8 protein-coding genes are annotated in these 11,624 nt (G+C 71.7%); 5 read left to right on the top strand and 3 right to left on the bottom strand.

Going from position 1 to position 11,624, the window contains the following annotated elements; genetic code table 11:
* From rfbB to ABT300_RS35870, 3 genes are all read right to left on the bottom strand, one after another.
* The coding region (gene rfbB / locus ABT300_RS35880) for a dTDP-glucose 4,6-dehydratase (RefSeq protein ID WP_351684997.1) at nt 1–974 on the bottom strand (974 nt) is incomplete at its 3' end.
* Nucleotides 975–1,056: 82 nt separating this feature from the next.
* Nucleotides 1,057–2,304 (bottom strand): activator-dependent family glycosyltransferase, encoded by a 1,248-nt coding sequence (locus ABT300_RS35875; protein ID WP_351684995.1) that lies wholly within the window; start codon nt 2,302–2,304, stop codon nt 1,057–1,059.
* 47 nt (nt 2,305–2,351) lie between these two features.
* On the bottom strand, nt 2,352–2,561 hold the full coding sequence (locus tag ABT300_RS35870) for a ferredoxin (RefSeq protein ID WP_351684992.1): 210 nt from the start codon (nt 2,559–2,561) through the stop codon (nt 2,352–2,354).
* Between the two features lie 313 nt (nt 2,562–2,874).
* On the opposite strand from ABT300_RS35870, the gene ABT300_RS35865 reads away from it, so the two are divergent.
* From ABT300_RS35865 to ABT300_RS35845, 5 genes are all read left to right on the top strand, one after another.
* Nucleotides 2,875–4,098, top strand: a complete 1,224-nt coding sequence (locus ABT300_RS35865; protein WP_351684989.1) for a cytochrome P450 — start codon at nt 2,875–2,877, stop codon at nt 4,096–4,098.
* Between the two features lie 64 nt (nt 4,099–4,162).
* Nucleotides 4,163–5,383 (top strand): cytochrome P450, encoded by a 1,221-nt coding sequence (locus ABT300_RS35860; protein WP_351684987.1) that lies wholly within the window; start codon nt 4,163–4,165, stop codon nt 5,381–5,383.
* A 53-nt stretch (nt 5,384–5,436) separates the two neighbouring features.
* Complete coding sequence (locus ABT300_RS35855) at nt 5,437–6,798, top strand: acyltransferase (RefSeq protein WP_351684985.1); 1,362 nt, start codon at nt 5,437–5,439, stop codon at nt 6,796–6,798.
* A gap of 250 nt (nt 6,799–7,048) precedes the next feature.
* The gene (locus ABT300_RS35850; RefSeq protein WP_351684983.1) at nt 7,049–9,949 is read left to right on the top strand and encodes an AAA family ATPase; all 2,901 of its coding nucleotides are present in this window, start codon (nt 7,049–7,051) and stop codon (nt 9,947–9,949) included.
* A gap of 722 nt (nt 9,950–10,671) precedes the next feature.
* The gene (locus tag ABT300_RS35845) at nt 10,672–11,553 is read left to right on the top strand and encodes an AAA family ATPase (protein ID WP_351684981.1); all 882 of its coding nucleotides are present in this window, start codon (nt 10,672–10,674) and stop codon (nt 11,551–11,553) included.
* Nucleotides 11,554–11,624 lie beyond the last annotated feature (71 nt).

Genomic DNA, 11,624 nt, shown 5'->3' with positions numbered 1-11,624 from the left:
GGGCGGACGGCCCGGCCCCAGACCCCGGGGTTGTCCCGGTACCAGGCGACGGTCTGAGCGAGGCCCTCGGCGAAGTCCGTCTGCGGCTTGTAGCCGAGCTCTTCATGGGCCTTGCGCCAGTCCACGGAGTAGCGGCGGTCGTGACCCTTGCGGTCGGTGACGTACTCCACGCTGTCCCAGTCCGCGCCGCAGGCTTCCAGGAGGAGTCCGGTCAGACCGCGGTTGTCGAGTTCGGTGCCGCCGCCGATGTTGTAGACCTCGCCGGCACGCCCTCGGGTGCGGACCAGCTCGACGGCGCGGATGTGGTCGTCGACGTGCAGCCAGTCGCGCACGTTCAGGCCGTCGCCGTAGAGCGGGACCTTCTCCCCCGCGAGCAGGCGGGTGACGAACAGGGGGATGATCTTCTCGGGGAACTGGTGGTGTCCGTAGTTGTTCGAGCAGCGGGTCACCCGTACGTCCAGGCCGTGGGAACGGTGGTAGGCGAGGGCGATCAGGTCACTGGACGCCTTGGAGGCGGCGTACGGCGAGTTGGGGTGCAGCGGCTGCTCCTCGGAGCAGGAGCCCGCAGCGATGGAGCCGTAGACCTCGTCGGTGGAGATGTGCACGAACCGGCCGACGCCGTTGCGCAGGGCGGCGTCCAGCAGGGTCTGGGTGCCCAGGACGTTGGAGCGCACGAACTCGGTGGCGCTGGCCAGGGAGCGGTCCACGTGGGACTCGGCGGCGAAGTGCACCACCTGGTCGTGCTCGGCCATCAGCCGGTCTGCCAGGCCGGCGTCGCAGATGTCGCCGACGACGAGCCGGTAGCGGTCGGAGTCCGCCACCGGGTCGAGGTTGGCCAGGTTGGCCGCGTAGGTGAAGGCGTCGAGGACGGTGACGGTGACGTCCTCGGGGCCGAGGGGGCCGAGCAGGGTCCGGACGTAGTGGGAGCCGATGAAGCCGGCACCGCCGGTCACCAGGATGCGCGTCTGACTCATCTGGGTGCGGCGCGTCACCGGGAGTGCCGAGCGGGCGCCGTCCTCCTTCCTCGTGGGTGTGCGTGCGGTCGCGCGGACGTTTTCAGCGGGCCGCGGCGAGACGTTCGAGTTCCGGGACGATGGCGTGCGGGGTGGGCATGGCGGCGGACTCGTCGCGCAGTCGGCGTGCGGCGACCGCGTGCGAGGGGTCCTCCAGGAGACGCCGGGCGAGGTCCGTGACCCGGTCGGGGTCGGCGTCGGTGTGGTGCAGGAAGAATCCGGCGCCGGCGTCCTCCAGGGACCGTCCGCGCAGTTCCTGGTCGGCGACGAGGGTGGACATCGCGAGCTGCGGCACCGCGTTGACGAGAGCGGTGGAGAACGAGCCCCAGCCGCCGTGGTGGATCACCGCGGAGCACGTCGGCAGCAGCGTGCTGAGCGCCACTTCGCTGACGGCCAGGACGTTGGCGGGCAGGTCGTCCAGTTGCTCGGCCTGTTCGGGCACGAGGGCCGCGACGATCTCGGCGTCCAGCCGCGACAGGGCGCGCAGCAGGTTCGCGACGTCGACGTAGTCCCCGCCGTAGGCCTCGGTGTTGGTGCGGCCCAGAGTGACGCAGACGCGGGGCCGTTTGGGCTCCTCGCGCAGCCATTCCCACTTCACCGCGGGGCCGTTGTGGGGCACGTACCGCATCGAGACCTGGTGCAGGTCGCTCGGCGGGCGCAGGCTCGGCGGCAGGGTGTCGAGGGTGAACTGCCCGTTGAGCAGCTCCTCGTCGCACCGCACCCCGTAGGCGCTTCCGCGTTCGTCGATCCAGTCGGCCAGCGGGTCGACGCGCTGGTCCTCGGACACGTCCCGGGCCAGCTCGACGAACGTGGCGCGGGCCTGGCCGTAGACGTCGGCGGACCACAGCAGGCGCGCGTGCGCGGCGCCGCAGGCTCGCGCGGCGATACCGCCCGCGTAGGCGATCGGGTCGTGCACCACGAGATCGGGCCGCCAGTCCCGCGCGAGTGCGACGAGGTCGTCGAGGATCGGGTCGTTGTAGCGGGCGAACCCGTACGGGACGCTGACGGCGTACCGCTCGACCAGGCTCGCGTGGTCGACGTCGCCGTATCCGAGGCGGCTCCAGTTCGCCACGTCCGCGTCCTGCGACTCACGGGCCATGGCCATGTCGTGGTGGAGACGGTGGTCGGCGCCGATCGGCGCCGCCACCAGTCCGGTGCCCGTCACCGTCTCGTTCAGCGACGGCGCGTTGGCCATCAGCACCTCGTGCCCAGCGGCCGTCAGGGCCCAGGCCAGCGGCACCATCGTGAAGACGTGCGACTTCTCCGGCAGGCCGGCGAACAGGACGCGCATGGGTTCCTCTCCTCATCGGTTCCGTGCGGGTGGGCCCGGGGCGGCGCTCAGGCCGTCCGCTCCCGGTCCTCCGCCACGGAGATGGCGCTCATCGGGCAGGACTCGGCCGCCTCCCGCACGGCGGAGACCTGTGCGGCTGCGGGTCGGTCGACCAGCAGCAGGGCCGATCCGTCGTCGCCCTGGTCGAAGACCTCGGGTGCGATGAACGCGCACTGGCCGGCGCCGATGCACCTGCCGTGATCGATCGCGATGTCCATGCGGGCCTCCTGCGCGCTCGCCGATCCGATGGGTTGCCTGGGCGAGCCCATCTTGCGGTGCGGTGCGAGGGATCGACCGGGCACGGACCGCTGTCTGGGGTTTCCTCCAGAGATTCGGCCGCGGCGGAGGACGCGGGAGCCAGGAGGCACGCGGCGGTGACGGCGGGTACGCGGTGAATCCCTAGACTGCGCCGCGCGCTCTGGCCCGGCACGCCACCGCCGTGCTGGAGTGACCGGGCGATCGGGCAGCAGCGCCGACGAGCGTACGAGGCCCGCGCGACCGTCGTACGACTTCTGCGAAAGGGGAATCCGGGTGGCGCAGCAAGGCACCTCGGACGTGCTCGACTCGACACCCGGGGTCGGGTTCCGGCTCGAACGCCCGCCCACCGTCGAGCCCGACGGCGGCGTCGCGTTGCTCGCCTGGGCGGCGCGGATGCGCCAGGAGCAGCCGGTGTGGCGGGACGGCAGCGGCCATGTGCACGTGTTCCGCCACGCGGACGTGCAGCGGATCCTCGCCGACACGACGACGTTCTCCTCGGACACGGTGGGCCGGCTGTCGGGCGGTGAGAAGCAGGCCCCGCGGGGCACGCTGCTGCTCCTGGACCCGCCGCTGCACGGCAAGATGCGCCGTCTGGTCAGCCGGGCGTTCACTCCGGGCCTGATCACCGGCCTGGAGCCGTGGATCACCGAGCTGACCGGGCAACTGCTGGACGCGGCTCCCGCGGACGCCTTCGATCTCGTGGACGTCCTGGCCAACCCGCTGCCGGTGACGGTCATCGCGCGCATGCTGGGCGTCCCGACCGAGGACCGCGACAGGTTCCAGGGCTGGGCGGACCAACTGCTGTCCACCGATCCGGACGACCCCGAGAGCGTGCGCCGGATGGAGGAGACCGCGGTCGCCATCTCCGCCTATCTCCAGGGCTTCATCGAGGCCCGGTGCAAGGAGCCGAGCGGCGACCTGCTGAGCACCCTGGTCGGGGCCGAGCTCGAGGGCGAGCGGCTGGAGGACGAGGACATCGCGAGTTTCGCGACGCTGCTGCTCCTCGCCGGGCACATCACGACGTCGGTCCTCGTCGGCAACGCGTTGCTGTGCCTGGACCGCGATCCGGAGCTGCTGGAACGGGTGCGCGCGGACCGTTCGCTGATACCGGCGGTGATCGAGGAGACGCTGCGGCTGCGCCCGCCGTTCACCCGGATCGAGCGGGTCACCACGACCGCGGCCACCGTCGCCGGGACGGAGATCGGACCCGACACCCTCGTCCACCTCTGGCTGCTGTCCGCCAACCGCGACGAAGAGGTCTTCGAGGACGCGGACGCCTTCCGCCCGGACCGCTCCAACGCCCGGCAGGCCGCGTTCGGACACGGCATCCACTACTGCATCGGGGCGCCGCTGGCCCGCCTCGAGGGGCGGATCGCCCTCGACGCCCTGCTGGACAGATACGCCCGCATCGGCGTCGATCCTTCGGTGCGGCTCAGCTGGCACGGAACCAACGTCTTCGGCGCCCGGCACCTGCCCCTGCGGGTGCTCCGCGCGTGAGCGGCGGCCCACGTCCCTCCCCCCAAGTCCCCAGTCCCGGCCTCTCTCACGACGGAGCGACCCCATGAAGACCAGGCCCGACCCGCCCGTGATCCCTTCGGAACGGGGCGGTTGCCCGTTCGACCCGCCCGCCGAGTACGCGCGGCTGCGCGCCGAGCAGCCGGTCAGCCCGGTCACCTTCGAGGTGGCGCCGAAGGACGCCTCGGGCTGGCTGGTGACCCGGCACGACCTGGTCCGGCAGATCCTCGCCGACGACCGCTTCAGTCACCGCAACGAACTGCTGGCGCACGTGGTCGCGCCGCCGTTCCCGATGACCGAGTACGCGCCGCAGCCCTCTCCGCCCGGCTCGTTCGCGAAGACGGACGCACCCGAGCACACCAAGTACCGGCGGCTGCTGGCGGGTCACTTCACGCTGCGGCGCATCCAGCAGTACGAGCCGCAGCTGACGCGCATCGTGGACGGGGCGCTGGCGGAGATGGCCGCCGAGGGCTCCCCCGTCGACCTGGTCACCGGCTTCGCGGAGAAGGTCAGCCTGCGCTCGGTGTGCTCGTTGATGGACGTCTCGGCGGAACTGATGGACGGCATCCAGGAGCACTTCTCGGCGCTGATGACTCTCACGTACACGCTGGAGGAGTTCATCCACCACGTGGAGTCGATGGACGGGCTCATCCGGCCGATGGTGCGTGAGCGCACGGCGGAGCGCGGCGAGGACTTCTTCGGCCGGCTGGCGGCGACCGGCGAGCTGACCGAGGACGAACTGGTCAACCTCGCCGTCCTCACCCTGGGCGGCTCGCTCGACACCACGCCGAACATGCTGTCCCTCAGCGTCTTCGCCCTGCTGGAGAACCCGGACCAGCTGGCCCTGCTGCGGGAACGCCCGGAGCTGTACGAGACCGGTGCGGTGGACGAGCTGCTGCGGTACCTGACGATCTCCCAGATGGGCTCCAGCCGGTGCGCGCTGGAGGACGTGGAGATCGGCGACACCCTGATCAAGGCGGGTCAGACGGTGGTCCTGTCGCTGCCCGCCGCCAACCGCGACCCCGAGGTCTTCACCGACCCCGATCGGCTCGACGTCACCCGTGTCCCCCGCAAACACCTCGCGCTGGGCTTCGGCGCTCACCAGTGCCTGGGTCAGCACCTGGCGCGGGCCAGTCTGCGCATCGGTCTGCGCGCCCTGTTCGAGCGGTTCCCCTCGCTGCGGCTCGCGGCGCCGGCCGCGGAGGTGCCGCTGCGCGATCGGGCCGTGCACTACGGCGTGGACCGACTGCTCGTGTCCTGGAGCTGACGGCCGTGCCACGGAGGAAGACCGCGCACCGCGCGGCGGGGAAGGACCTGCCCGTGTTCCGCACCGCCGTCGACAGTCGGGTGGAGCGGGTGCACACCGTGCGGGCCGGTGCGGCCGACGGCGCACGGATCCGGCTGACCGGCTACGACCTGCTGACCGGTCCGTGGTACACACCGCTGACGTTCTTCTACCGCGACACCCTCGACGGCGCGGCGCTGCGCGACTCGCTGGCGCGCACGCTGCGCCGCTACCCCCTGCTGGCGGGGCGTCTGGAGCGGGACGCGGACGGCGGACTGAGCGTGCTCTGCAACGACGCGGGCGTGCGGTTCACCGAGGCGTTCTGTCCCGACCCGATGCGCGAGTACGGTCACGGTCTGCGCGCCGAGCCGGTCATCGGGAAGCTGCTGCGCGAGGTGAGCGCCTTCGGCGTGGTGGGCCGGGACACGCCGTTGCTGAAGATACGGCTGACCCGGATGGAGGGCGGCGGCTCCGTTCTCGGCGTGCTCGTCAACCACAGCCTCGCGGACGGCGGCAGCACGCTCGCGTTCCTGGAGAGCTGGTCACGCGAGCACCTCGGGCTCCCGTGGGAGGAGCCCTGTCACGACCGCGCGGTGCTGGACGCGCTCGGCCGGCCGTCCACGGACTCCGCCACCCTGGCGGCGCGGGCGTTCGTGGGTGTGGGCCGGGTCCGGCATCTGACGACCACGCTGCGGGTCGGCGTCCACAAGCTCGCGACCGTCACGACCCGGTTCGACGCGGCGGAACTGGCCGCGCTCAAGGCCGAGGCGCAGCGGACCCTGACCGGACCGGACGCGTGGGTGTCGACGAACGACGCGCTCACCGCGCACCTTTGGCAGGTGCTGAGCGAGCTGCGGGGCCGTCCGGCCGACGCCGTGGAGTGGCTCGGGCTGATCGTCGGCGCACAGAGCCGGCTGGGCGAGGCACTGCCGTCCTCGTACTGGGGCAACTGCGTCAGCAACAGCTGGACTTCGCTCGGCGCCGCCCGGCTGCGCGAGTCACCGCTGGGAGCCGTGGCGAGGGACGTGCGGCTCTGCCTGGAGAGCAACACCGAGGACAAGATCCGCGACGAGATAGCGTTCCTCGGCTCCTACCGGCGCAAGGGCGTGTCCCGGCACGTGATGTCGGTGCGGGCCCCCGACGTGTCGACGGCGTCCCTGTCGGTGAACAACTGGTCGCAGTTCCCGCTGTACCGGATCGACCTCGGCGCCGGACGCCCCTTCTGGTACGAGTTTCCCGACCTGCCGGTTCCGACGGTGCACATCGCGCCCACGCCCGAGGAGGACGGCGGTCGGGACGTGTACCTGTGCCTGCCCGAGGCCGAGGCCGCCGCGGCGCACACCGCTCCGTGGCGGGAGCGGCTGCACAGCCGCAGCGGGACGTCCGTCGGATCGTGACGCCGGCCGGCCGCGCGCCGTCATGGCACCCGGCCCGGCCGAAGCCCGAAACGGGCGCAGACGGGAAGGACGGGATGAAGGCGCAGCTAGGGGAAAAGAGTGATCCAGGCTTTCCACCGGCCTGGTGTGAGCCAAGATGGCTCATCGGGAGGGGTTCCACGTGTCAGTGCCGGTCTTCACTGCCGGCCATATGGGGCGTGGGCACAGATCCCGGTCGCCACCGGCGCTCCGGGAGAGAGGTACTGGGTGGATGACCGCTGTGCACGCGAGCGTTCCCTGCGAACGGCAGCCGGCCGCGCCGAGTCAGGAGCCGGTGGAGCGTGAGGGCGAACTCGCCCTCCTCGGCGAGCTCACGCGGCGCACCGCGGCCGGCGACCCCGCTCTGGTCATGCTCGAAGGCCCGGACGGCATCGGCAAGACGACCCTGCTGCGCGCTCTGATCGCCCGGGCACGGGCCGAGGATCTGCGTGTGGTCCACACCGCAGCCGGGCAGGAGGGCGAGCGGCTGCCCCTGGGCACTGCCCACGCCCTGCTGGCCGGTCTCGACGCGGGCGTGGGCCGGACGCCCCTGACCGCGTGGACGCCTCCGTTCGACGCCTCCGACGCCTCCGGCGCGAACGCGCGGTCGCGGGGGCTCGCCTGGTACGACGTCGACGGCGCGAACCCGTCCTTCGGCGCGCTCGCCCAACTGCACGAGGTGGTCCGGTCAGCTGCGACGAAGAGCCCGCTGGTGATCGTCGTGGACGACGCGGAGGAGGCCGACGCCGCGTCGCTGCGCTTCCTCGCGCACACCGCGCGCCGTCTGGCGGGTCTGCCGGTGCTGCTGGCACTCGCCCGCCGCGGCGCCGCCGACGAGCCGGCTCTCCACGACGTGGCAGCCCTGCCCCAGTGCCGGCTGATGCGGCCACGCCCGCTGACGAGTGAGGGAATCGGCCTGCTGGCGCTGCGGCTGCTCGGCTCGGAGACCGACGCAGCCTTCCAGGAGTCGTGTCTCGCGGCCACCAACGGCAACCCCCTGCTGGCGACGCGGCTCCTGACGGCGCTGCGCGAGGAGCGGCTGCCGCTCACCGCGGACCATGTCGCCTCCGCGCCCGGACAGGACATCCACGCGTTCCGCCTGCGCGCGGCCGGTCTGCTGCACCGGCACCCCGCGGTCACCGTCCAGGCCGCCAGGGCCCTGGCCGTGCTCGGGGACCGGGTCACACCGGAGAACGGCGCCCGTCTCGCGCTGCTGGACAGTCCCGTCTTCGGCCGCTCCCTGCTCGCCCTCGTCTCCAACGGCCTCGTCACGTCGAACAGCGACGGAAGCTGGTCCTTCTCCCACGCCCTGCTGCGCAACGCCGTCCTGGGCGACATGTCCGCCGACGAGCGCGACGCCCTGCACGGCCGAGCGGCGCGGTTGCTGCACGACGAGGGGGCGAGCTCCTCGGACGTGGCCGAGCACCTGTGCCACGCGCCGTCCACCGCACATCAGCCCTGGGCCACCGCCGTCCTGCGCGACGCCGCCCGTGAGGCCGTTCTGCACGCCTCACCGGTCCGAGCGGTGGAGCTGCTGCGCGCGTGCAGGCCCGCGGGCGCCGAGGAAACGGCCGACCCGTGCCTGCTCTTCGAACTCGGCGTGGCGGAGATGAAGGTCGACGCCGAGGCCAGCATCCGTCACCTCACGTCCGCGCTGGACAGGGCGACCGAGCCGAGACTGCGACTCGAGGCCCTCGGCGCACTCGCCGAGGCGCTCACCCGTCAGGGCCAGGTGACGCGCGCGGCAGGCCTTCTGACCCGATATCGTTCCGAAGCGGCACTGACCGCTTCGGGTTCGGCCGATCCGCAGCTGATGGAGGCGCACCTCCTCATCGCGGCAAGCGCCAACCGGGCCGCCTTCGCCGAACTGCTCGAGACCGTCTCGTTCGACCTGTCCCTGCCCGGCGACACTCCCGAGCAACGCGCCCTGCTCGCCACTCGGGCCGTCATCTCGGTGTCCCGCATGGACCGCGTCACCGAAGCCGTCGCGGCCGCCCGCACCGTCGTCCGCCGCAGCACGGCGACCACCGACGCCCCGGCCTACGTCGGCGCCGCCGCGTCGGGGCTGTTGTACGCGGACCTTCCGCACGAGGCCGAAGCGGTCTACCAGCGGCTGGTCATAGGGGCCGACGCCCTGCTCGGCCCGAGCCATCGGAACCTGCTCGCCCTCAGCGCGGAGGCGCACCAGCGACTCGGGGCCCTCGAGCAGGCATCGAGCGCCAGCGCCGCGGCCCTCGCGAGCGCGACGGTCGCAGAGGCCACCCCGTTCGAGGCCCTGGCGCTCGCCGTGCGCCTTCACACGCTGCTCGACCAGGGCGATCTGGCTCAGGCCGCCCTGCTGGAGGCGGAGATACCCGGCTCCGTCCAGGACGACTCCTGGCAGTGGAACGAGGTGGTGTGCGCCCGCGGCCGGCTGTATCTGGCCAAGGAGGACCCCAGGCGGGCCCTGGCCCACTTCGAGGAGTGCGCGCGCCGGCAGGCGGGTTGGCAGCGCACCAGTCCGGCTGTCTCGTCCTGGTGGTACTGGGCAGGACGCACTCATCTCGCCTTGGGCGACCGCGTCTCGGCCGTGGCACTGGCGGAGAGGGCCGTCTACGACGCCCGGTCCGCGGGTCTGCCGTGCGCTCTGGGCTCGGGACTCGAACTGTGGGCGGCGACGGTGTGCGCGGATCTGCGGCCTGCTCTCCTCGAGGAGGCCGAGGAGGTCCTCATGGGAACCCGGGCGGCCCTGTGGCTCGCCCGGGTCCGGGTCGCCCGGGGCCAGGCGCTCCAGCGGCTCGGGTACAAGAAGGCCGCCCGCGAGGTGCTGCGGCAGGGCTGGGAGGAGGCGTACGGCATCGGTTCCCGGCCCCTCCACACGGTCGCGCACCGGGCGTTGCTCGCCACGGGCGCACGACCGCGTCGTCCCGTGTCCCGAGGGCCGGGCGCGCTCACGCAGAGCGAGTCGCAGGTCGCCCGCCTCGCGGCCGACGGAAAGTCGAACGCGTACATCGCCGAGACGCTGTTCGTCACGCGTCGAACGGTGGAGGTCCACCTGACCTCGGTCTATCGCAAGTTGGGCCTGACGGGGCGGCGAGAGCTGCGGGACTCGCTGGCGCCTCACGGCTTCCGTGGCGCCCGTCACGGAAAGTGACACTCCGCTCACCGAACCGCTTCCGGCGGGATCCGAGTCTCCGTCGACCGTCCCCGGCTTTTGTTCCGCATGACGCAACGAACCGATTTGACGTTCGCTCAGGAGACCGCCTCGGAATGGGGTGCTGAAAGCCCCCTTTCCGACGCCCCCACAAGGCGAGGGAGTCGGGCGGCACAGGCATTTCCTGCAATTGCACGCACGCCCGCACAGCCGACCGTCCGATGTTCGCGGACGCAATCACGCACCGGCCCTGCGCGTCTCCCACCTGGCACGCCGTGCCGGGACGGCCATAAAGAACGGCTCGCGATGCCACCCGTCCTTGCCCGGCGGGGCTTTGCGCACTCCATTACCGGGCGACACTCCCGTTTGCCATCTGCGCCCCCTTGCTGGCGTACCCCTCGCTGTGATCTGCTGAAGCTCAAAGGCGCAAGGGTCATGAGTGAACGTTCGGCACATCTTCTGTATGGGTGACTCCATGGATTCTCCGCACACTGCCTCTTCGGCTCGCATTGCCGCCTTTGCCGCGCACCGCCCTCCTGGGCCGACGGATTCCCCCGGTCCGGGCCACCGATAGCACTCGGCCGGGCACAGCGCGTCCCGCGCGCAGACCGAGACACGTCCACCCGGGGGGTCGCCACCGATCCGCCGGTCCCGGACGCACAGCGACCACCCAGTTCCGCCGATCAAGGCGGCATGTGCGCGCCCAAGGGAGTACCAGCACGGTGTTGTTAGAACGTGAGTCCGCCCTTGCGCAGGCCACCGCGGCCCTGTGCCGCACGGAGGGCGGACAGGGCTCGCTGCTCGTCGTACGGGGCCCGCTCGGGGTGGGCCGGTCGACGTTCCTGGAATCCGTCGCCGCCATCAGCCGAGACCAGGGCTTCGTGCTGCTCAGAGCCCAGGCGTCCGCCGCCGAGGAGCGGTTCCGACTCGGCGTGGTGGGGCAGTTGATGGACTCGTTGCGGGGGATCGCCGTTCCCGACGAGATGGCCCGCCGACTCCGGCAGTCTCACATTCTCCCGCGCGAGAACGCATCGGGCGCGGCCCCCGCGGACGGCGCGCTCTCGGCGGCCCCCCGGTGGTCCGAGCTCAGCCCGCAGCAGGCGCCGTGCTGGCTGGCGGCCCTGCTGAACTCCATTTCCGAAGCCCGGCCCACGGTGCTCATGGTGGACGACCTGCACTGGGCGGACACCGGGTCCTTACAGGCCCTCTCCCTCTCGGTGGCACAACGCACGCGACGACGGGTCCTCTTCGTCTTCTCCGTTCTCCCCGGCGATGTACGCGTCAGACGGCCGCACGTGCGCGATCTGCTCGCCCCCGGGGAGTGCGCCGCGGAGCCGAACGGCGTCGAGGACCCGCGGTCCGGGCACGAGGCAGCGGACCAGACCCTGGAACTGTCGACGCTCGGCCTCGACAGCGTGCGCCTGCTCGTGGAGAAGACCCTCGGCGACGCGCCGGACGCGGTGTTCGTACAGACCGTGGCGGCGCGCACGGGCGGGAACCCCCTGCTGCTGCAGGCGGTGCTGGACGAGGCCCAGTATCTGAGGCTGCGTCCGACGGCGAAGGCCGCCACCCTCGCCGCGACACTTCGGCAGATAGGAAGATAAAACGACTTTAAAACATAAACACAAAATAAAATATAGAATAACATAATTAGGGAGTAAAAGACGGTTGGGTG

This window comes from Streptomyces sp. NPDC001027 (assembly GCF_040299045.1).
Taxonomy (GTDB): domain Bacteria; phylum Actinomycetota; class Actinomycetes; order Streptomycetales; family Streptomycetaceae; genus Streptomyces.
This window is presented reverse-complemented; position numbering and strand designations above follow the sequence as displayed.

Excerpts from the sequence above, each read along its gene's own strand:
- ABT300_RS35870 (WP_351684992.1), bottom strand. The coding sequence starts at position 2,561 with ATGGACATCGCGATCGATCACGGCAGGTGCATCGGCGCCGGCCAGTGC.
- ABT300_RS35850 (WP_351684983.1), top strand. The coding sequence starts at position 7,049 with ATGACCGCTGTGCACGCGAGCGTTCCCTGCGAACGGCAGCCGGCCGCG.
- ABT300_RS35860 (WP_351684987.1), top strand. The coding sequence starts at position 4,163 with ATGAAGACCAGGCCCGACCCGCCCGTGATCCCTTCGGAACGGGGCGGT.
- ABT300_RS35875 (WP_351684995.1), bottom strand. The coding sequence starts at position 2,304 with ATGCGCGTCCTGTTCGCCGGCCTGCCGGAGAAGTCGCACGTCTTCACG.